Below are 21,281 nucleotides of genomic sequence, written 5' to 3'. Positions count from 1 at the left end.
GCCTGCTCACGCAGGTTTGCGCACACGTTCCCGCCAGAGAGTGAAGAGGCCGGAGCCGACGACGATGGCTGCGCCGATCATGACATTGAGCGCCAGTGTCTCACCGAACACGAAAAGGCCGATCATCGACACGAACGGCAGGTTCATATAACTAAACGGTTGAACGCTTGACGCGTCAGCAACTTCATAAGTCTTGATCAACAGCCAGTTGCCAAGAATAGCAAAGACACAGAGACCAGCCAGCATAAAACCTGTCTGCATTTCCACAGCCTGCCAATGTAAAAGCCCCATGGGTGTGCTCACTACCGCACCGACAATGCCGGTCCAGAAGAAGCTGACACTGGCACCGTCCTCTCGCGCGACATAGCGCGTCAGCAGCGTATAGGTGGCAAACAGGATGGCGCTGCCGAACGGCAAAAGCACAAGCGGGCTGAAAACATCCGTACCTGGGTTGATAATGACCAGAACCCCGGCAAAACCGACAAGAATGGCCAGCCACCGGCGCCAGCCCACCTGTTCGCCGAGCAACGGAACAGAGAGCGCCGTGACGATCAGCGGATAGCAACTAAAAACTGCGTGTGTTGCAATCAACCCCAACGTGACGAACGAGATCATGATCAGACAGATTTCGCTGATCAGCAAGACGCCTCGCAGTATCTGCAATTTCGGGAAACGGGTTCTGGTGGCGAAGGAGAAACCGCCCTTGTTGCGCAACGCCCACATGATCGCCAACAGACCGAAGAACCAGAAGCGAAGCATGACGATCATGTAAACGCTTACCGACTCGGCAAGAAATCGGGACACGCCGTCCTGCGTTGCAAATACAAGGCAGGTTGCGGTCATCAGTATCATGCCTTTGCGGGCATTTGATTCAATTGCCATGGGACGTCCAGTCATTGCCGCTGCGCGACCAAGGGCGCAGAATCCTGTACGCTTATCCGCGACTAGCGGCTGACAAAGCAATCCCATTCATTTGGCGCAGTGCATTTTGCCGTCCGACGTTGCGAAAGCCCGGCAACCGCAGCGCCCCCGGGCTTTCGCAAGTCCTTATGGTCGGTATTTTTCCACGGCACCCGACAATTTCGACCATTCGGAATACCAGTTGTTGAAGAGCTTGAACTGTGCTTCGACATAACCCCGCTGGCTCTCGGAGAGTGCATCCGTGTCGTTGAAATGCAGCTCGTATTCGCGGTCGCCCTTCAGGACCATCATGTGCTTGAAATACAGAACAAGATCAGGCCCTTCGTCAAAGGACGAGAGAACGGCAAGCGCCTGCTCCAGTTCCAGTGCCCGTCGCCGCGCATCCGCATCGCCCGCAGCCGCAGCTTGTGACAGGGCGCACAAATGCAGCACTTCCTTTGGCAGAACATTGCCGATGCCGGTGATGGCGCCCGTTGCACCGCAGTTGACATAGCCATGGAAGACGGCGGTATCGACGCCGATCATCAGCGTCACATCGTCATCACGACTGGTAATGTTTTCTGCCGCGTAACGCATATCATTAGGGCCGCCGAACTCCTTGAACCCGACCAGGTTGGGATGCTCCGAACGCAAAGCAAAGAAGAGGTCGGCCCGTGTCGCAAAGCCATAATAGGGGCTGTTATAGATAACGGCCGGTAGAGCGGCCGCGGCCGAAAGTATCGCCTTGAAATGCGCTTTCTGCGCCGTGATCACCGAACCGCGAGACAAAACGCGGGGGATGACCATGAGTCCCTGGGCACCTACTTTCTGGGCATGCGCTGCATGCGCGACGGCAAGCCTCGTGTTGACCGCGCCGGTCCCCACAATGACCGGCACACCGGCTTTGACTAGCCGCTCAACACCTTCCATCCGCTGCTCATCCGTCAAAAGCGGCCAATCGCCCATGGAGCCACAATAGACGACAGCTGACATGCCCTCGGCCAGCAGCTCCTTTGCCTTGGCAACGAGCGCATCGAAATCGGGGCTGCGGTCTTCCTTGCATGGGGTCATCAATGCCGGCACGACGCCGGAGAAAATCTTGGATTTCAATACAATTCCCTTCGTGTTTTATCGCTCAAGCAGAGTGGCCGGAGACCAGGTCTCTCAGCTTCCTCCGTTCCATCTTGCAAGGATTCCTCCTGGCGGGAGGAGAGCACAGGAACTTGCCGCTGTCATCACGTTCCGCAACGAAAGACACAGATCGCGACCTCTGCCACCGACTGATGATAATTTGCGTGCTCGGAAGGAAATTGATAGCAGCTGTCAGGATTAACGCCTTTTAGCCCATGACGAGGCGGCATTCAGAATGCAGAGTGAATCGCAATGATCGACTCAAGCCCAGAAAAAGCCCCGGCCCCGCTGACCGAGGAGGTAATCGGCAAAATCGTCGAAGCGTTTTACACGGAAGCTCGGCACGATCCCGTCCTTGGCCCCATATTCAACGGGCACGTAGAGGACTGGCAAGTGCATCTGGATCGCATCAAGGCTTTCTGGTCGTCAATCATGCTGGGAAGCGGCCGCTATAAGGGCAACCCCTTCGCCGCTCATGCACCGCTTGCGTCGGAAATCGATGAAGCACATTTCCGGCGCTGGTTGGCCCTCTGGTCAACGACCGTTCGCCAGTTCGCCGACGAGGACGTTGCGGTCTCGCTTGAAGCGAAAGCGCAAAAGATTGCCGCAAGCCTCCGCGCAGGATTGCTTTTTCATGCGGAAATCATGGACCCCGACCGCAGAGCATGACCCGCGCGTGCGGTCGGATCACCGCTATGTGAAGATCAGGAAAATTCTGGAACCCTCATGTCCGGTGTTCATTGTTCTCTCACGTTGATTGGGGGAGATCATGACCGAAAAAGAAAAAATCGAACCTTATGACGGACCGGCCGGGGGGTGGGGATCGCTCAATTCCGTCAGACGTCATGCGCTCGAGGCCAATGCTGTTTCTGCCGTTCCGACATTGCTGAAACAGAACAAACCGGACGGCTTCGCCTGTGTGAGCTGTGCCTGGGCAAAGCCTGCGCATCCACGTCCAGCAGAATTCTGCGAAAATGGTGCCAAGGCAACGTTCTGGGAATTGACAGGGGACCGTGCCACGCCAACCTTTTTTGCGCAGCATACGATCCAGGAATTGCGGAGCTGGTCGGATCACGCGCTGGAAAAAAGCGGCCGCTTGACGCATCCTATGCGTTATAATTCGCTAACAGATCACTACGAGGCAGTGGACTGGGAAACAGCGTTTGCGGAAATCGGCTCTGAACTCGCTCTAATTCGGCAAAATGATCCGAAGCGCGCAATCTTCTACACGTCGGGGCGGGCATCGCTCGAAACGTCATATATGTATGCCCTGTTTGCGAGACTCTACGGCAACAATAACCTGCCCGACAGCTCGAACATGTGCCACGAGTCTACGTCTGTCGGGCTCCTCGACAGTATTGGTGTTCCAGTGGGCACAGTGACGCTAGACCACTTTGAGAAGGCCGACGCCCTGTTTTTCTTTGGCCAGAACGTGGGATCGAACAGTCCGCGCATGCTGCATCAACTAAAGGAAGCCAGCGACCGCGGGGCTGCGATTGTCACCTTCAACCCCTTGCGCGAACGAGGCTTGGAGCGTTTTACCGATCCGCAAAACCCCGTGCAAATGCTGACAGGTGGCGAAACCATCATCAGTCGCGCCTATTATCAGTTGCGGCCGGGTGGGGACATTGCCGCCATCTCCGGCATGTGCAAATGGTTGCTTGACCAGGATCGGCAGGGGAAACCGACGCTCGATCAAGCCTTTATTAATGAACATTGTCACGGTTTCGAGGAGTTCGTGCGCTTTCTGGACGACCTCGCCTGGACTGAAATCGAGCAGGAAAGCGGCCTTTCGAAAACGCAGATCGAAGAGGCTGCGGCGATATATGCGAATGCGCGCCGCGTGATTGCAATATACGGCATGGGCATCACCCAGCACAAATTGGGTGTTCAGTCCGTGCATATGCTGGTGAACTTCCTGCTGATGCGCGGCAATATAGGCAGGGAAGGCGCAGGAATCTGTCCCGTGCGGGGTCATTCCAATGTACAGGGACAGCGCACAGTGGGCATTTCGGAAAAACCGGAACTTGTGCCGCTTGACAAGCTCGCCGATCAGTTCGACTTCGCCCCCCCGCGCGAACAGGGCACGACGACGATCGAAGCGTGCGAAAGGATCATCGACGGCGAGGTTGACGCGTTCGTCGGGCTGGGTGGTAATTTTTTGCGTGCAGTGCCGGAACGTGAGCTAATGGAAGCGAACTGGCCTCGTATGCGCCTCAGCGTACAGATAGCGACCAAGCTCAATCGTGGCCATCTCTTTACGGGAGAGGTGGGTTACCTCTTGCCGTGCCTGGGGCGTATCGAAATCGATCGACAGGCATCCGGCCCGCAGGTCGTGACGATTGAAGACAGCACCTCAATGATACACGTATCCAAACCGATGCGTGAGCCAGCAAGCGAGCACCTGCTTTCAGAGCCGAAGATTGTTGCAGAGATTGCAAAGGCTTGCCTCCCGCCAAACCAATCCGTGCCATGGGACGATTGGATCGCGGACTATGGGCGCATCCGCGATGCTATCGCTCAAACCTATCCTGCGATTTTCCATGATTTCAACCAGCGAATGCATCAACCGGGCGGTTTCAGAAAGCCTATTGCTGCGGACGAGCGCAAGTGGAACACGCAGTCCGGCAAGGCGAATTTTCTGATTCCGTCCGCTCTTCATGCCAGCTTTGATGATGGAAGGGACCCGAACATATTCCGGCTTATCACTCTGCGCAGCAATGACCAGTTCAATACGACCGTTTACGGTTACCGTGATCGCTTCCGCGGCATCGAAGGGACACGCATGGTTGTGTTTCTGAACGGCGAGGACATGGCTCGACTGGGCATTGCCGAGGGCGAGCTGATCGGCATGGAAAGCGCCGCCGATGATGGTGTTGAGCGCCGAATGCGGGGTTTTCGTGCAACGCGCTACAATATTCCAAGAGGTAGCTGCGGAGCCTATTACCCGGAAGCCAACGCGCTAATCCCGCTGTGGCAGCACGCCGAGCGCAGTCAGGTCCCGGCGGCGAAATCCGTGCCGGTTCGCCTCCTTCTCAGGAACGGAGCGACAGCATGATGGACGTCCAGACCGCGCGTGCAGCAAGAACCGTCCGCTGGCGCAACTGTTTTTCTCCGGACGAGCGAACCGTGCTGGAGGAACAGCCAGTGGCTCTGACAATCAACGGGTCAACATATGCGGTTATGCTGGCCACACCCGTGGATCTGGAAGATTTCGCAGTCGGCCTCGCTTTCAGCGAAGGACTGATCGACAGTAGCGCCGATATTCTGTCATTCGAGGCTATTGCCCTGGAAATGGGGCTGGAAGCACGACTTTGGCTGGAGGACACGAAAGCCAACGCCGTTTCCCAGTCGCGAAGGGCAATGGCCGGTCCTTCTGGCTGTGGTTTGTGCGGAGTGGAGAGTCTCGAACTGACGACGCGCCGCCTGCCATACGTCAACTGCAAAAATTTCCAGGTAAAGGCAGATGATCTGGTGGATGCAATGGATACGCTTGAGATGCATCAGCCGATCAACCTCGCCACGCGTTCGGCGCATGCGGCCGCGCTATGGAAACCAGGATCGGGACTGATAACGGTCCGCGAGGACGTCGGCCGTCACAACGCGCTCGACAAACTCATCGGCTCTTGCCTGCGGGGAGGTGTGTCGTCCGAAGATAGTGTCCTCTTGATAACAAGCCGCATCTCGCTCGAACTGGTCCAGAAGGCTGCGGCGTTTGGTGCCCCGCTTATCTGCGCGGTGTCAGCGCCGACGACGCTCGCTTTGAAAGCCGCAAATACTGCCGGCATTACGCTCATCGGCATCGCACGACATGACGGCTTTGAAATCTTCACTCATGCTGAGCGCGTGGTGGGTTGAGAGGCATATGTACTGAAAAATGGCAGGGTTAGCGGCAAAAGCTCAGCCAGAAAATTCCGGAGAAACAAAGGACGATACTCACCGTAGCCGCCAGCGTCGCTCGAAACGCAACGTGGCGGATAAACCCGTCGCGCGGTTTTCTGCGCAACTGTAGAGCCAGAAACACACTGGCACCCACGCTGGCGGTAAAAATGGCGATAAGCAGAATGCGCCATGTAGAAACTGATCCTTCGCTCAGGTGGCAGCCTGTCGCCTGAGTCGCGTACAGAACGAAGAAAGCGACAGACCAGAGACCGAAACCAGCAATCAGCCAGAGCAGCGGGTGTCGCATCACAAACCTCCCGCAGTTGCTTTGAGCATCGTCAAAAACGGCGCGAACAGAAAGGCGATCGCCCCCGCTATCGCCGTATAGCGGTGCCAAAGCAAACCGATGCGGAGATCGACGTTCCGCGCCTTCGAGATGTAGCCGGTTGTAATCCGCCAAATACCGAAAAGCGCGAACACGATGCCAAGCAGACTATGCAGCGAGCCGTAGATCGCAACGACGAAGATGCTCGCATATGCCGCGTGCTGGAAAGCCATGGTATAATAGTTTGCGATGACCAGTGCGGCGGCAGCGGTCGCGATGACATGACAAAGCGCTGTTAGACGTAGATGAGGGACCGAGCATTCCCGAGTTCGAGCAGCAGAGAACGAAGCGCCGAATAAAGCTACCACGCCCACCAATATAGGTATCAAGCCAGGCTCGATGATCTGCGCGGCGGGCCAATTGGGGGCGGACAGCCACAAGAACAGACTGCCGAAGATGAGTGCGGCGTAGGCAACAGCATTGGCCGTGAGAATAAGCTGCATGCCCAGCAAAGAAGGGGGCGATCTTGCCTCCAAATGGGATGGCGCCATCTCACCCATACCTATGTCCAGAGGACCCTGATCCTTTGTTACGGCTGGATCGCGGGTCCAGCGCAAAAAAAGTCCCACTACAACGACCAAGGCAACCGGGGCGACCCAGTACAATTTCAGAAGCATAGCGACGAAAAAAAGACCGGTTGCAATTGCCGTCCAGAGCGGCAGAGAGCTTTGTTTCGGCAGTATGACTACCTGATCAGGTTTACCGCTGACGATATCGACACCCAACACCTCCATATGCCCCTCCCGGGTGCGGCCAAGATATCCATTTCCGGCAGCAAGATTGTTGCCAAGGACATCCACGTCGATCTTGTCAGCCGCGTCCGTGACGTGCGGGATGGCCGCGAAATTATAGGGCGGTGGCGGCGTGGGCATCGCCCATTCGAGCGTTCCGGCCTTCCACGGATTACGATGATAACGCTTGCCGAAGCGAAAAAGCAGGATGAAATCCAGGGCGATCAATGCAAATCCCATCGCCATGACGAAGCTGCCAACGGACGATACGAGATTGAGCACCTCCCAGCCGCTTTCGGGTGGATAGGCGTAGACGCGGCGCGGCATGCCGCGCAGGCCCGTCAAGTGCATGATGAAGAAGGTCAGGTTGAAGCCTACGAAGACCATCCAGAATGCAGCATGGGACAGATGCTGCACAGACTGCTTGCCGGCAATGTGTGGCAGCCAGTAATAAGCCGCAGCCAGCATCGGAAAGATGAAGCCTCCCACTAGAACATAATGCAAATGCGCCACGACAAAATGCGTGTCATGTGCCTGCCAGTCGAAAGGAACCATGGCGAGCATTACGCCTGTCAACCCGCCAATCACAAAGACAAAGAAGAAGCCGAATATGTGCAGCATGGGAATGGAGAAACGGGGACGCCCCCGCGCCATGGTGCCCAGCCAGGCGAAGATCTGCACGGCCGTCGGAATGGTCACAAGTGCGCTTGCTGCCGAGAAAAAGGAGAGGGCGACATGCGGTATGCCAACCGTATACATGTGATGCACCCATAGCCCCAGGGACAGGAAGGCCATCGCCAGCAACGCGACGATAATGGCGCGGTAGCCGAGCAGGTGCGTGCTGAAGAGAACAGGCAGGATCGTCGAGATCGCACCGGCCGCTGGCAGGAAGATGATATAAACTTCCGGATGACCGAAGAGCCAGAAGAGATGCTGCCACAATAGCGGGTCGCCACCACGCTCCGGATCGAAGAACGGCAAGCCGAACGCGCGTTCGAGCTCAAGCAGTATCGAGCCGAGGATGAGTGGGGGGAAGCCGATCAGCATCATTCCGGCAACAATCAGCATATACCATGCAAAAATCGGCATTCTCTCGAGCCGCATACCTGGAGCGCGAACCTTGAGTATAGAAACCAGCATCTCCACAGCCGCCGAAAGCGCCGAGATCTCAACAAAAGTGATACCGAGCAGCCAGATATCCGGGTTGATTCCAGGCGAGTAGGCCGAGGAGGAAAGGGGGGTATACATGAACCAGCCCCCCGCGGGCGCAATCCCAAACAAAAGCGCCACAAGCAGGATCGAGCCGCCAAACAGGTAGCACCAGTAACCATAAGCGGAGAGGCGCGGAAACGCGAGATCACGCGTTCCTAGCAGCTTCGGCAGCAGGTACATTGCCATACCTTCGAAGAAGGGAATGGCAAAAAGAAACATCATAATAGTGCCATGCATGGTAAAGACCTGAGCATATTGCCCGGCCTCCATGAAAGCACTCCCTGACGTCGCCAATTGAGTGCGGATTAACATGCCTAACGTGCCACCGATGGCGAAGAAGACCAGCGCCGTCAGCATGAACCGTTTGCCGACGACATTATGGTTGACGGCAGCAAACCGGCCCCATCCGGGCTTTGTTGCCCAGACACGGTCGAGTGCCTTGTGCAGAGCGATGGCTGAAGTGGGCTGCTCCTTGTGCCTCATCTTATATTTCCGCTCATTATCCGTTCGAACTCCTCAGCGTCATGCGCGATCACTCGAAAGTCCATTCCGGCATGGCCGGCGCCGCAATATTCGGCACAGACGCCGCCATAGCTTCCAGGCCGCCCGGCTTCTATACGCAGGCGTGTGACGTGACCGGGAATTGCATCGATCTTGCCGCCAAGACGGGGTACCCAGAAGCTGTGAATGACATCGGAGCTCGTAAGCAGAATCTCTATCGGTTGCCCCGCCGGAATATGCAGAACGTTTGCGGTCGCCGAAATGCCTGGAAGATCGGGATAATGAAAATCCCATGTCCACATGCGGCCCCTGGCTTCGATGCGCATCGGTGTGCGGTCGTCATGGGTGCCAATCAGGCGTTCGCCTTGGTACAGTGCATAGCCTGTAAGGGCGATTAGAATCGGAAGCGGCAGAACAAGCCCGCCTCCGATGATCCAGGAGCGGGCCGACACGCGCTTCATCATGGCGCCTTTCCGCGTGACAACGAAGAAAAGCGTCATCACAAGCAGAAAAAGAAATACGCTTCCCGCCAGCATCACCCACCAGAGTTGCACGATAGATTGTGCCGAAGGGCCAGCCGGGTCGAGCGCCGAGAGGTCACCACTGCAACCAGCGAGGAGACAAGCTGGAACAATGATGCGAGCCACGTGGAACCGTTTTATCAGTTTTTCGATTAGCCCCTGCAAAGGAGTTCGGGCATGAGCGAAATCGGGCATGATGAGGAAAATCCGGTCATTTCGAAGGTCAATGAACTCGATACGAGTTCCGCGGTTGCCGTCGCTGGCCATCCGCTGCATGCAATGAGTGTGCATTTTCCCATAACACTGGTTTTTGCAACGCTCGGAGCCGATGTGTTCTACTGGTATTCCGCGGACCCGTTCTGGCTGCGCGTTGGCGTCTGGACGGCCGGTGCCGCATTTTTCTCGGGCCTGGCCGCGGGTGCCGTCGGTACAATAGAACTCTTGGCGGTACCAGGGATTCGCAGTCGCGTGGCCAGTTGGGCGCACGCGATTGCCGCGATCGTACTGGTCGCTATCGCCGGCTTGAACTGGGGGCTGCGTCTGAGCGGAACTATCGACCTGCTGCCGCATGGACTGTTTATCTCTGTCGTCGCCTGTATCATGACCGGAATGGCCGGTTGGCATGGGGGAAAGCTGATTTTCGATCACGGCATCGGCCTCATGGTATCGTCCAAGGACTGATGGTCTCGAGCATATCCCGTAACGCACCGGGCTCTGACACGAATGAAGGGAACGAAACGTCAAGCTGCGGCTTGACGAGCACAATGACGACAATCGTCAGCGCTACTGCGGCAGTCAGTGCGGTCGTCAGCATAAATCGCCAGACCGGATAAATTTCACCGTCCTTGAACAGGCGCACTATGACCAGCCCGGTGAGCGTATGGAAGATGGCAAGCACACCTACAAAGGTCAGCTTCAACGAGAACCAGGCGTCGAACGTCTGTTGCAGGAAGATCAATGCAATTCCGGATGCTACCGCGATGAAGGCCGCAGGTGAGATAATGGCTACATAGGAATAGCGAACGATATTCTGAAGGCGGAAGAGATCATCCTCATCGCGCACGTGAGCGCGCTGAACATAAAGCCCGGGGAGAGCTATGAGACCAGCGCTCCAGATGGCAATCGCGACGATATGGATGAATTTCAGCGCAACTGTCATGCACGACCTGCGGGTGTTGCAGCACATGTCAAAAGCTGCATGAGTTTGAGAACAGCCACGAGAAGAAAAGGCAGGGCCGACGGCACCCACATGATAAGGCCCGCCAGTTGCTGATCGGTGAGTGGGCTAAGACCGTAGCTCTCCGTCGTAAGGAAATGGGCGGCGAAAAGAGGTCGCGACGCAAATGTCAGCAAGGCACCAAGCAGAGCCATCTGTGTGGCTGCGAAAAGCGCTACCACTGCTGCCATTCCCGTCTCGCGCACCGATAGAAGATCATTCCATAGAAAGAGCGAGGCCAGAATGAGCAGCAATTGCATCAGCCAATATTGCCACGTGCCGGAGAGAGCAAAGTCATAAACGACAGGCAGATGCCACGCCCATAGCACGACGAGGAAGAAGGCGCTCGACAGCAAAGGGGTCTTAATCCGGGAAAAGAGCGGAGCATTACCTAACGCAAATACAATGCAGGGTGCCAGCAGTGACGTCACCAGCAAGTGGTGCGTCGCTCTTGCCGAAAACAGCGAACTGGTCAGCGCGCAAAGCGGAGAAACAAACGCTACGAGCAAAAGAGCCAGCGCGAGAGAGCCGTAAGTTTTTTTGCGGGCCGTTGGTGCGCGCCGATACAGAATCCAGCCGGTCAACGTGATAAAAATTATCAAGATCGGGTCGAAATTCCACTGAACGAACAAGTCAGCCGGATCCGGTGGAGTTCCGCAATATGGATCATACACCCCACCATTCATTGTTGTTCCCCCGAAACATGGATCATGAACTAGGGAAGAACTGTCCGGCCTGCATGTGGTTCCATGCTTCCAGCACGCCGCGTAGTGCCGTCCTGAAGGCGCCACACAGCTTTTATCAATGCTCGCCCGCTCATTTTCCTCGGCACTTTGGGAACATCTGGGTGCGGATCTACTTAGCGGTCTGTCTCTTCAAAAAAGGGACGAATGAACCGAGGAGGCAGTGATGAATGGGATCGTATATATCGTAGGACTTATAGTGATCGTGATCGCCATTCTGTCTTTTCTGGGGCTGGGTTAGACAGGAGGCTAGATCATGCAACAGGGTATAGCGGACGAGCCTCAAGGCTCACGCGCCGCACAGGATGCGCAGGAAATGCGCAACAAGTTCGATCGCGAAACAGAAATGGCAAAAGCCAAACTGGAGGAAGGGAAAGAGCAGCTCGCGCATGATTTCTCATCCGCCACATCTTCGCTGAAGGACGAAGCAATCCGGGAAGCAGAAAGCGGTAAAAACCAGGCTGCGGATGGGCTGCGCGATTTCACGGCTGCAATCCGCAAGGCATCTGAGGAACTGGGCGAACGCGATCAGTCCATGGCTGCAGGCTTTGCGCGCGAGGCGGCTTCCGGGCTGGAACATTTTGCCGGATCTCTTAAAGGTAAGAATGTCCAGGAACTGACGCACTCGATCGCGGGCTTTGCGCGCAAACAGCCGGCCGCGTTTCTGGTCGGTGCGGCCCTCGCTGGCGTCGCCCTCGGACGGTTCGCGAAGGCGTCGGGTGCACATGGGACCGACGAGGTTCGGCCACATCCGGCAGGCACAGAAACTACCGTTACCGGCAGACCGGAAGCGACTGCACAGGCGGAAGATCCCGTTATGGCCGGCACGTCGGTGCTCGGAACTGAGGACTTGCCCGAAAATGCCACCGCCGATCTGTCGCAACCCGGACTGTTTCAGGGAGGCAATCATGAGCGTTGAACCACGCGACCAGAAATCGGTACCCGATTTGCTGAGCGGTCTCTTACGGGAAGCAACAGAGCTTTTCCGGACGGAGACCCGTCTTATCCGGTCCGAACTTTCCGATAAGATGACGCAATTACAGGTGGGTGGCGGCTCTATCGCAGCTGGTGCGATCTGCCTTCTTGTCGCGCTGATCGTGCTTGCACAAGCGCTGGTCATCGCACTTACCAACGTCCTCGACATAGATGGCGGATGGGCAGCGCTTATGGTTGGCGCGGTGATCGCGATCATAGGCGTCATTCTGCTGGCGAAAGGAAAGAAGGAACTGGAACCCACCAATCTCGTGCCCGAGCGCAGTGTTGAACAATTGCGCAAGGACACCACCATGGTGAAGGAGCAATCCCGATGAGCAGCGAAACCGAACAGCTGGCGCGCGAAGCAGAAAGCCATCGCCGCGCTGTTGACGCCACCATCGACAGCTTGAAGGAGCGGATGTCACTTGGGCAGATCATAGATGAGCTGACGAGTTATGCGCGCGAAGGTCAGGCCGCCGAAATGGTGACTAATCTCAAAACGCAGGTGAAGGAAAATCCGCTGGCGCTTGGCCTCGTGGGTGCTGGCGTTGCCTGGCTGATGCTAGGGGATGGTTCAAAACACAGCGCCACTTCGGGTGCGCCCGGGAGCTTCGCCTCCGCCAGCAACACCGCCAAAGGCGTTGCCTCCAGTGCAGGAGAGGCAGCAGCATCAGCAAAAGACGCAACAATGCGTGCAGTACACGATATGCGCGACACGGCAAGCAACGTCGGAAGCTCGGCTTATCATGCCGGAGCACAGGTGGGCAGCGCCATGTCGCACGGTGCGCAAAGAGCACGCCGCACGATCGTAGACAGTCTGCACGAGGAGCCCTTGGTCATCGGCGCTATTGCGCTTGCCATCGGCGCGGCAGTTGGTGCGTCCCTCCCATCTACCGAGACCGAGGATCGACTGGTGGGCGATACGAGTGACCGGGTTAAGTCCGGTCTAGCGAAAGGCGGCAGCGAAGCAGTCGAGACGGCAAAAGCAGTCGCGGCAGATAGCTATACGGCTGCGGCGTCTGAGGCGGACCGCCAGGGTTTGACGCCCGGCGGAGGCGAGGACACTATTTCCGAAAAGGTATCTTCCGTCGTCGGGGCCGCGGCAGACGCGGCCAAGCAGTCATTTAATGATCGTACATAATCGCAAAAAGACCGGCTTGCTCAAGCAGGCCGGTCTTTATCCGAGTGCAGATCAACGTGCTGTTGCATAAAGTCTATCGATGACGTCCGCGCTGGCGAGAATACGTTCGCAGGCAGCATCAAAAAGTGGCGATTGCGCGAGACGCTTTACCCAATCGGCCGCAGCGCGGCCACCCCAGTCGTCAGGAGGCGACACGAGCGTTTCACGGGCGGTTCCACGATATTCTTCCAGCTGAAGATCATAAAACGAACCATTAACATTGCGCATGGAAAGCGTAGCTTCCGTGCCATAGAATGTTGCTTCGATCACGGCGTCGCGACCTGCATTCAAGCGCCACGAGCACGCAAGCCTGACTTCACAACCGCTGGCCAGGGACAGGGCCGCGGTCGCGTAATCCTCGACTGCATCGCTGTTTGGTTCAAGCGGCCGCCCCTTAAACATGATCTTGCCTGCTACGTCCTGAACCTGCGGAAAGTCCAGTGTCCAGAGGGCAAGATCTATCAGATGAACGCCGAGATCAACGACACAGCCGCCACCCGACCGTGTGCGATCGTAAAACCAGTCCTTATCGGGGCCGTAGGCGTTATGAAAGATCAGCTCGGCAGCGAATATACTGCCAAGTGCACCCTGCGAAATCATCTTGCGAGCCCTCTGCATGGCAGCAGTATGGCGGTATGAAAAGTCAACACCCAGCAGCCGGCCCGCGTGTTTTGCAGCGGCAACGACCTCGGCCACTTCCGACGCTGAACGACCGAGCGGCTTCTGACAGAAGACTGCCAAGCCGGCCTCCAGAGCTTTGATCGCCTGTTGCGCATGCAGCGCACTGGGCGTAGCAATCACGATGCCATCAAGGCCGCTTGCAAGCATGTCCTCGAATGTCGCCGCGATCACCGCATCAGGTGCCAGCTTCCTTGCTTCGTTGAGCATCTCGTCGGACGGGTCCAGCAAGACCGTTGCGCGGGCAAGGCCAGTATCAAGCATGGCTTGCATTCGGTGTCGGCCGATCCAGCCAACGCCAAGGAACCCCAGGCGCAACTGCTTTGTGGAGATTTTCATTGCATGTGCAGGTGCAAGTTCGTTCATGAGTATATCACCAGAGCCTTGAGAAAATTGTCGGGACGATCACGTGTCGCGTCGAGTGCCTTGTCGAGCTCCTCAAGCGGATAATGATGTGTAAAAAGCAAGGAAGGCGTCATGCGTCCGCTCACTACGGCTTCGACCGCTGAACGAATACCGTCCATGTATATTTCCGGACTGCGCTCGTGCGCGTTGACGACATCGAGCCCGCGCCAGTTCCACAGCTGCATATTGATCTGGCGCGCGCCATCCTGATGATAGCCCGCGATGATCAATCGCCCGCGCTCGCGCGTGAGTTCGCCTGCGAGATCGAGCGGCCAGGACTTACCCGTCGCTTCGATTACTCGATCGCAGAATGTGCCATCCGTCAACTTCCGAACATCTTCAATGATGCGCCAGTGATCATCCATGACGATGGTCTCTGCCGCACCCATTTTGCGCGCAACATCAAGCGCATAGGCACGACGGGAAATCGCGATGACACGAGCGCCCGCCTTCGATGCCAATTCGGTTAGCAAAGCACCAAGAAAGCCTATGCCGATAATAGCGACGGTTTGTCCGGCCCGAATGTCGCTTCTGCGAAAAATGTTCATGGCACATCCGAGCGGTTCTCCCGGGAACGGTTCTCCGTGCAATTCGGGCGGCAACTTAACGACATTCTCCTCCGCAGCAATATCGTGCGTGGCGTAGGCATTGTAGGAAAGGGCGGCAACACGATCGCCAATCCCGACAGATCGCACATCCTGACCCACTGCGTCGATGACGCCCCAACCTTCATGCCCCAGTCCGCCCGGTGGCGTCGGAAACTCCATCCATTCCGGCCCTGCCCAAGGCGTGAGATTGGAGGCGCAGACGCCGCACCCTTCCAGGCGGATCCGCACCTCTCCGGATTTTGGAACCGGAGCGGTATGATATTGAATGGCAATCTGGCCAGGAGCCGTCACGACCGCCGCGCGCATCTCGTCCTGGGTGCTCGTTGCTGCACTATCCATGAATGGTCTCCTTTGGAATTTCGTCCTGATCAGGATGGCGACGCTGCGATCTTGATACGTGCCGAAACGCCGCTGCCCTGCTTGCGCGGACGTGTTCGCGCAAGAGCCTTGGGTCTGCCAATGCTGACATAATGCAAGCCATGCGCCACAACGTCGTCCGAGGTCAGAAGATTACGATAATCGATCAGACAATCGCCGCGCATGGCGCCAGCCAGGCGGCTGAGATCAAGTCGGCGGTAATCTTCCCATTCGGTGAGAATGACGATCGCGTCGGAAGCGTCAGACGCTTCGTAGGGGCAGTCGTACCACAAGACATCCGGCAACAAACGCGATGCCTGGAAGCGTGCCTTGGGGTCATGCGCGCGAACCTCGACACCAGCCTCAATAAGTTTTGGCACGATTGCCAGTGCAGCCGCTTCGCGCATGTCATCCGTGTTCGCCTTGAAGGCAGTTCCAAGAATCGTGACGCGTCCACCTTCCGGATTTCCCAGTTCTTCCAGAATGCGGTCGGCCAAATTGGTCTTCCGCAGTTCATTATCCCCGATCAGCGTCTCTACCAGAGATTGCGGCTGGCCGTAGCGTCTGCCAATCGCAGCGAAGGCTCGAGTATCCTTGGGAAAACACGACCCTCCATATCCCGGACCCGGTGAGAGAAAAGCCCGGCCAATACGGCTATCGAGGCCCATTCCCTCAGAGACAGCGACCACATCCGCTTCTGCTCCCTCGCAGAGATCGGCAACCTGATTGATGAACCCGATTTTCAACGCAAGAAATGCATTTGCGGCATATTTGATAAGTTCAGCATTGATGGTCGTCGTCTTCAGCACTGGAACGCCTCGGCGCTCGAATGCGGCATAAAGCTCCACAAGTTTCACCTGCGATGCGTTCCTGTCCGCGCCTATGACGATCCGGTCCGGTTTCATGAAATCACGGACGGCGCTTCCCTCCCGCAAGAATTCGGGATTCGAGGCGACGTCGATCGCCCGGTCTCCCCGTATCCTCACGATAAGATCGCGAATATATTTTGCAGTTCCGGCTGTTACCGTCGACTTGATAACGACCGCCGCCTGCTCCCCTAAATGTGGTGCAACGTTTCGCGCCGCGGTTTCAACGTAGGACAGGTCGATGTCTCCATCAGCCCGCGACGGCGTGCCGACAGCGAGGAAAACCAGTTCGGCGTCAGAGATGTTGCTACCGATCGCATGGGAGAATGCCAAGCGGTTGCAATCAAGGTTACGTGCAACGAGATTCTCCAGGTCTGGCTCATAAACTGGCAGTTTGCGACTTTTAATCGCGGCTATACGGGCTTCGTCAATGTCGATGCAGAGCACGTGGTGGCCCAGTTCTGCCAGGCATGCGCCGGTCGTCAGACCCACATAGCCTGCACCTATGATTACGACCTTCATCATCTTTCTCCATGGGGCACGATTTCGTGAATGAAGACCCGAAGTCGAGAAATCCGCGGGGGTTCCTGAAGATGGCGAAAGAAGTGGAAGAGGACAAAGAAGATGTAGCCCATCTTGTGCAGGCGCGAATCCTCTTGAAATCACAATGAAATTTTTCCTGGAACTTTCTAATCCAGGGTCGGTTCGGAATCCGATTGCAACATCTTCATAGGGTTTCAGGGTTTCTCATGAAAAAGATTTTGGTCACAGGAGGCTGCGGCTTCATCGGTCGCCATGTCGTCTCCGAACTGCTTGAAAATGGCTATGGGGTCCGCGTTCTGGATGCACTGATCGAGCAGGTGCATGGGGATGCTGAAACGATATTACCCGAAGAGGTTGACGTCGTTTCCGGCAATGTCTGCGACCGCGCGGTCGTTGAGAAAGCACTTGCTGATATCGACGGCGTCATTCATCTCGCAGCGGAAGTCGGCGTTGGTCAATCAATGTACGAGATCGCCCGTTATGTCGATGCGAACGATCTCGGCACCGCTGTTCTTCTGGAGGCAATGATCGGTAAGCCGATCAAACGCATTGTCGTTGCCTCCTCCATGAGCGTTTACGGAGAAGGCCGCTACATGGACGCGACGGGGCGGGATGCTGGTTCTATCCGACGCCGCGCGGACCGCGTGAGGGCGGGACTCTGGGAGCCCTTGGGGGCAGATGGCTCGGCACTGACGCCATCTCCCACGGATGAGCAGAAGCCGGTCGATCTTGCGTCGATTTATGCGCTCACCAAGTACGCGCAGGAACGCCAGGTACTTATCTTCGGCGAAGCTTATAACATGGAAGCCGTCGCGCTCCGCCTTTTCAACGTGTTCGGCGCCGGACAGGCACTCTCCAATCCTTATACCGGCGTTCTTGCCAATTTCGCTTCACGCCTTGCAAACGGGCAGCGGCCAACCGTTTTCGAAGATGGTCAGCAAAAGCGCGATTTCGTGCATGTCGAGGATGTGGCGCTGGCTTTTCGCCTCGCTCTGGAGAAGCCTGACGCCAACAGCCATGTCATCAATATCGGCAGTGGCAACGCCTACACGATTACAGAAGTTGCGGGCCTCCTTGCAGAAGCCATGAACGTGCCGCATCTCGAGCCCGAGATACTTAACAAGTCGCGAGCCGGCGATATTCGCAATTGCTTCGCCGATATTTCCAAAGCGCGGGAGCTGCTCGGCTTCGAGCCTCGCCATTTGCTTGAAAACTCCCTGCAGCGGTTCGTCCAATGGGTCGCGCAGACACGATCTGTCGATCGCGGCAACCAAATGCGCAAACAGCTGGAAGAGCGAGGGTTGGTTTCATGACGATCGTCCCGAAAACGCCGTGCCGCAGGGATTTCGGCTTCGTGGAATGGTTTCGTCCCGGAGAATATGAGCGCACGGAAGAGCTGTTGCCCGGTCTTCTGAAAAGCGGCGCGAACTATCTTCGCACGCATGTGTCCTGGGCGGAGTATCATGCCGAGGGCGGGCAGGAGTGGTTCGATTGGATCATCCCCCGAATCGGCGCGGAAATCGACCTCCTGCCGTGCCTGCATTACACGCCGCCATCGCTGTCGCGCAACGGCAAGACCTCGGGCGCGCCGTACGTGCTCAAGGATTATGCCGATTTCGTGGATCATATACTGACGCGTTATGGCCAATATTTCCGCCACGTCGAGCTTTGGAACGAGCCAAACAATCTCCTGGACTGGGATTGGCGGGCAGATCCCGACTACCAGCTTTTCTGCGAGATGGTTGGTGGTGCCGCCTACTGGGCGAAAGAGCGCGGCTTCAAACCTGTGTTGGGCGGACCCTGTCCGTTTGATCCGCTCTGGCTCGATCTCATGGGCGAACGCGGCGTCCTAGGTGTCGTCGATGCCGTCGGCTTCCACGGCTTTCCTGGCACGTGGGACAGTGAGCAGGCGAGTTGGAGCGGCTGGGACATGCACTTGGGCGAGATGCGCCGCGTCATAGACAGGTTCAATCCTGAAGCGCAGATATGGATCACCGAAACCGGCTATTCCACCTGGCGCAATGACGAGGTCGAGCAGGTCCGACGATTTATCAATGCGCTCAACGTGAAGGCCGATCGCGTTTACTGGTACTCTTGGCGGGACGTGCCGCCGGATGTGGCCGTACAGGAAGGATTGTGGTTCGACCCGCGGCACTATCACCTCGGCGCGACGACGCACGACGGACAGCCCAAACTCCTTGCGCGCCTCCTGATGGAAGGTGGCATTGAGCGACTGGAACAAGTAACCCGGCTTGCGGCCCCGGCCATCTCGAGCGGCGCGAAACCGGTTATCATTACTGGGGGCGCGGGCTTCATCGGCTCAAATCTCGCTGACAGCCTTCTGAGCGACGGTAAAGATGTCATCATTCTGGATAATCTGGGCCGAACCGGCGTAGATCAGAACCTTTCATGGCTGATCGAGCGGCACGGAACAAAAATCTCTCCCGCCCTGGCTGACGTGCGTGACCTACGGGGCATCGAGGATTATTTCACCGACGCGAAGGCTGTGTTTCACCTCGCGGCGCAGACGGCGGTGACCACCAGTCTGATAAATCCGATCGATGATTTCGAGGCCAATGCACGCGGCACGCTCAATGTCCTCGAAGCAGTGCGCAAAGCTGGCGGCGAGGCTCCTATTGTCTTCGCCAGCACCAACAAGGTCTATGGCGCGCTCGATGATCTCACCATGGAAGAGATGGCGGACTGTTACGCGCCGGTAGACGAGCGAATACGCCAGCATGGGATCGACGAGACGCGACCACTGGACTTCTGCACGCCCTATGGTTGCTCGAAAGGCGTCGCGGACCAATATGTGCTGGATTATGCAAAATCCTTCGGTCTTCGGGCTGCTGTTCTACGCATGAGCTGCATTTACGGGCCGCGGCAGTTCGGCACGGAAGATCAGGGTTGGGTGGCGCATTTTCTAATTCGCGCCTTGGCGGGTGAACCGATCTCCATCTACGGCAATGGCAAGCAGGTACGAGACATTCTGCACGTCAATGATGCCGTGAAGGCCTATCGGGCAGTGCTTGACAATATGGACAGTGTCAGTGGCCACGCGTTCAATCTTGGAGGCGGACCAGAAAATGCCGTGAGCCTCAACGCGGTTCTGCAATGTATTGAGAGTCTGAGCATCAATCGCGTCAGGACCAGTCACGACGCATGGCGTGCAGGCGACCAGTTCTACTTCGTTGCGAATACCTCCAAGCTGCGGAACGCGCTCGATTGGCAACCCACCATAGGCTGGCAGAATGGGATTCGGGATCTGGCATGCTGGCTGGCCGAAAATCGCGCTGCATGTCGAGCAGGGATGAAAACACGCGAGAAGGTGTTCGCATGAAGACCCTTCCCACAAGCCTGCGCATCCTCATGAGCCTGGACGCTGTCGGCGGCGTCTGGCGCTACGCCGTCGATCTGGCTGAAGGGCTTGTCGCGCATGGCATCGAGTCGGTTTTCGTCGGTTTCGGCCCCCGCCCCCATGAAACACAGGTCGCAGAAGCGGAAAAGATTGGTGCCAAGCTGCTCTGGTTCGATTTGCCTCTCGACTGGATGGCAGAGGATGCCCGGCAACTCTCATCCATATCGGCAATTCTGGCAGACCTAGTGGTATGTGAAAAGATCGACCTCCTCCAGCTCAACCTGCCGTCGCAGGCAGCGAACCTCGATCTCAACGTTCCGATCGTTGTCGTTTCGCATTCCTGTGTTGTCACATGGTTTCACGGCGTGCGCGAGAGCGCGGTGCCGGATGATTGGTCATGGCAATATGATCTCAATCAGCGGGGCTATGAACGCGCAGATCTAGTGATCGCACCAAGCAAAAGCCATGCGACGACGACACAGGCTGTCTACGGGTTACAGCGCGGGATCGAGGTCGTTCACAATGCGACCCGCGTCCAGCCAAATCCGGCGATTGAGAAGCAGAACTATATTTTTTCAGCCGGTCGCTGGTGGGACGAAGGAAAGAATGCCGCGCTGCTTGAGGGGGCTGCGCCCGATCTGTCCTGGCCACTGGTTACGGTCGGCAACACCAGTGGGCCAAGCGGGCAAAGCTTCCAGTTTACGAACCCCCGGCACAAGTCTCACCTGCCGCATTCGGATGCCATGCGATTGATGGCGGGGGCAGGTGTGGTCGCCTCGCCTTCAATCTACGAACCATTCGGCCTCGTGGCACTGGAAGCCGCACGCCAGGGCGCTGCGCTGCTTCTTTCGGACATCCCCACATATCGCGAGCTTTGGAACGACGCCGCGCTTTTCTTTGATCCGCGCGATGTCGCCACTTTCGTAGCGGGGGCCAACCGGCTGGCTAAGGACGGAGATCTCCGAGAGACGCTTGCCGCGAAGGCATTCGAACGATCGAGGCAGTTTTCTCTGGCGCGGCAGGCGGAGCGCATGGCTGAGCTCTACATGCAGACGCTTGAAAATTCTTCCCGAATTGCAGCGGAGTAAC

20 protein-coding genes are annotated in these 21,281 nt (G+C 57.0%); 10 read left to right on the top strand and 10 right to left on the bottom strand.

The window, feature by feature from the left end; all coding sequences use genetic code 11:
- Window positions 1-6: 6 nt before the first annotated feature.
- Both IE151_RS10085 and IE151_RS10080 read right to left on the bottom strand, forming a co-directional pair.
- Window positions 7-882, bottom strand: coding sequence for a DMT family transporter (locus IE151_RS10085; RefSeq protein ID WP_210310885.1), 876 nt, complete (start codon window positions 880-882; stop codon window positions 7-9).
- Between the two features lie 165 nt (window positions 883-1,047).
- Complete coding sequence (locus IE151_RS10080; RefSeq protein WP_189489884.1) at window positions 1,048-2,010, bottom strand: dihydrodipicolinate synthase family protein; 963 nt, start codon at window positions 2,008-2,010, stop codon at window positions 1,048-1,050.
- Between the two features lie 273 nt (window positions 2,011-2,283).
- On the opposite strand from IE151_RS10080, the gene IE151_RS10075 reads away from it, so the two are divergent.
- The 3 genes from IE151_RS10075 to fdhD all read left to right on the top strand — a co-directional run bounded on the left by IE151_RS10075 (window position 2,284) and on the right by fdhD (window position 5,889).
- Window positions 2,284-2,700, top strand: a complete 417-nt coding sequence (locus IE151_RS10075) for a group III truncated hemoglobin (RefSeq protein WP_189489883.1) — start codon at window positions 2,284-2,286, stop codon at window positions 2,698-2,700.
- A gap of 100 nt (window positions 2,701-2,800) precedes the next feature.
- Window positions 2,801-5,089 (top strand): FdhF/YdeP family oxidoreductase, encoded by a 2,289-nt coding sequence (locus IE151_RS10070; RefSeq protein ID WP_189489882.1) that lies wholly within the window; start codon window positions 2,801-2,803, stop codon window positions 5,087-5,089.
- Window positions 5,086-5,889, top strand: coding sequence for a formate dehydrogenase accessory sulfurtransferase FdhD (gene fdhD / locus IE151_RS10065; protein WP_189489881.1), 804 nt, complete (start codon window positions 5,086-5,088; stop codon window positions 5,887-5,889). The genes IE151_RS10070 and fdhD overlap by 4 nt, the downstream gene beginning before the upstream one ends.
- A gap of 28 nt (window positions 5,890-5,917) precedes the next feature.
- Here the strand turns inward: fdhD and IE151_RS10060 are convergent, their stop codons facing one another.
- From IE151_RS10060 to coxB, 3 genes are read right to left on the bottom strand one after another with little or no spacing between them, the layout of a single operon-like run.
- Entirely contained in the window at window positions 5,918-6,220 is a 303-nt protein-coding gene (locus IE151_RS10060; RefSeq protein ID WP_189489880.1) for a hypothetical protein, read from the bottom strand.
- Window positions 6,220-8,724, bottom strand: coding sequence for a cytochrome c oxidase subunit I (gene ctaD / locus IE151_RS10055; RefSeq protein WP_189489879.1), 2,505 nt, complete (start codon window positions 8,722-8,724; stop codon window positions 6,220-6,222). The genes IE151_RS10060 and ctaD overlap by 1 nt, the downstream gene beginning before the upstream one ends.
- Window positions 8,721-9,389, bottom strand: a complete 669-nt coding sequence (gene coxB, locus IE151_RS10050; protein WP_244636696.1) for a cytochrome c oxidase subunit II — start codon at window positions 9,387-9,389, stop codon at window positions 8,721-8,723. Before coxB ends, ctaD begins: the two co-directional genes overlap by 4 nt.
- 51 nt (window positions 9,390-9,440) lie before the next feature.
- Between coxB and IE151_RS10045 the strand changes: the two genes are divergently transcribed.
- Window positions 9,441-9,944 (top strand): DUF2231 domain-containing protein, encoded by a 504-nt coding sequence (locus IE151_RS10045; protein WP_189489877.1) that lies wholly within the window; start codon window positions 9,441-9,443, stop codon window positions 9,942-9,944.
- On the opposite strand, the gene IE151_RS10040 is transcribed toward IE151_RS10045, so the two are convergent.
- Window positions 9,922-10,422, bottom strand: a complete 501-nt coding sequence (locus IE151_RS10040) for a CopD family protein (RefSeq protein ID WP_189489876.1) — start codon at window positions 10,420-10,422, stop codon at window positions 9,922-9,924. The genes IE151_RS10045 and IE151_RS10040 overlap by 23 nt on opposite strands.
- The gene (locus tag IE151_RS10035) at window positions 10,419-11,165 is read right to left on the bottom strand and encodes a cytochrome c oxidase assembly protein (protein WP_189489875.1); all 747 of its coding nucleotides are present in this window, start codon (window positions 11,163-11,165) and stop codon (window positions 10,419-10,421) included. The genes IE151_RS10040 and IE151_RS10035 overlap by 4 nt, the downstream gene beginning before the upstream one ends.
- Before the next feature lie 313 nt (window positions 11,166-11,478).
- On the opposite strand from IE151_RS10035, the gene IE151_RS10030 reads away from it, so the two are divergent.
- Genes IE151_RS10030 through IE151_RS10020 form a run of 3 tightly spaced genes read left to right on the top strand, consistent with a single transcriptional unit; the run spans window position 11,479 to window position 13,338 of the window.
- Window positions 11,479-12,141: a hypothetical protein gene (locus IE151_RS10030; protein WP_189489874.1), complete on the top strand. Its 663-nt coding sequence runs from the start codon at window positions 11,479-11,481 to the stop codon at window positions 12,139-12,141.
- On the top strand, window positions 12,131-12,532 hold the full coding sequence (locus tag IE151_RS10025) for a phage holin family protein (protein ID WP_189489873.1): 402 nt from the start codon (window positions 12,131-12,133) through the stop codon (window positions 12,530-12,532). The genes IE151_RS10030 and IE151_RS10025 overlap by 11 nt, the downstream gene beginning before the upstream one ends.
- Window positions 12,529-13,338, top strand: coding sequence for a hypothetical protein (locus IE151_RS10020; protein ID WP_189489872.1), 810 nt, complete (start codon window positions 12,529-12,531; stop codon window positions 13,336-13,338). The genes IE151_RS10025 and IE151_RS10020 overlap by 4 nt, the downstream gene beginning before the upstream one ends.
- Window positions 13,339-13,389: 51 nt before the next feature.
- On the opposite strand, the gene IE151_RS10015 is transcribed toward IE151_RS10020, so the two are convergent.
- The 3 genes from IE151_RS10015 to IE151_RS10005 are packed head-to-tail and all read right to left on the bottom strand — an operon-like array spanning window position 13,390 to window position 16,816.
- Window positions 13,390-14,421 carry a Gfo/Idh/MocA family protein gene (locus tag IE151_RS10015; protein WP_189489871.1) on the bottom strand — a complete coding sequence of 344 codons (1,032 nt, stop codon included), beginning with the start codon at window positions 14,419-14,421 and terminating at the stop codon, window positions 13,390-13,392.
- Window positions 14,418-15,407, bottom strand: coding sequence for an MDR/zinc-dependent alcohol dehydrogenase-like family protein (locus tag IE151_RS10010; protein WP_189489870.1), 990 nt, complete (start codon window positions 15,405-15,407; stop codon window positions 14,418-14,420). The genes IE151_RS10015 and IE151_RS10010 overlap by 4 nt, the downstream gene beginning before the upstream one ends.
- A gap of 29 nt (window positions 15,408-15,436) precedes the next feature.
- Complete coding sequence (locus tag IE151_RS10005; protein WP_244636695.1) at window positions 15,437-16,816, bottom strand: UDP-glucose dehydrogenase family protein; 1,380 nt, start codon at window positions 16,814-16,816, stop codon at window positions 15,437-15,439.
- A 224-nt stretch (window positions 16,817-17,040) separates the two neighbouring features.
- Between IE151_RS10005 and IE151_RS10000 the strand changes: the two genes are divergently transcribed.
- Genes IE151_RS10000 through IE151_RS09990 form a run of 3 tightly spaced genes read left to right on the top strand, consistent with a single transcriptional unit; the run spans window position 17,041 to window position 21,280 of the window.
- Window positions 17,041-18,147 (top strand): NAD-dependent epimerase/dehydratase family protein, encoded by a 1,107-nt coding sequence (locus IE151_RS10000; RefSeq protein WP_189489869.1) that lies wholly within the window; start codon window positions 17,041-17,043, stop codon window positions 18,145-18,147.
- Window positions 18,144-20,174 (top strand): NAD-dependent epimerase/dehydratase family protein, encoded by a 2,031-nt coding sequence (locus IE151_RS09995; RefSeq protein ID WP_189489868.1) that lies wholly within the window; start codon window positions 18,144-18,146, stop codon window positions 20,172-20,174. Before IE151_RS10000 ends, IE151_RS09995 begins: the two co-directional genes overlap by 4 nt.
- Window positions 20,171-21,280 carry a glycosyltransferase family 4 protein gene (locus tag IE151_RS09990; RefSeq protein ID WP_244636694.1) on the top strand — a complete coding sequence of 370 codons (1,110 nt, stop codon included), beginning with the start codon at window positions 20,171-20,173 and terminating at the stop codon, window positions 21,278-21,280. Before IE151_RS09995 ends, IE151_RS09990 begins: the two co-directional genes overlap by 4 nt.
- Window position 21,281 lies beyond the last annotated feature (1 nt).

Origin of the sequence: Limoniibacter endophyticus (assembly GCF_014652835.1) — a bacterium.
GTDB lineage: Bacteria > Pseudomonadota > Alphaproteobacteria > Rhizobiales > Rhizobiaceae > Limoniibacter > Limoniibacter endophyticus.
The sequence above is the reverse complement of the archived record's forward strand: the minus strand, read 5'-3'. Positions and strand labels throughout refer to the sequence as shown.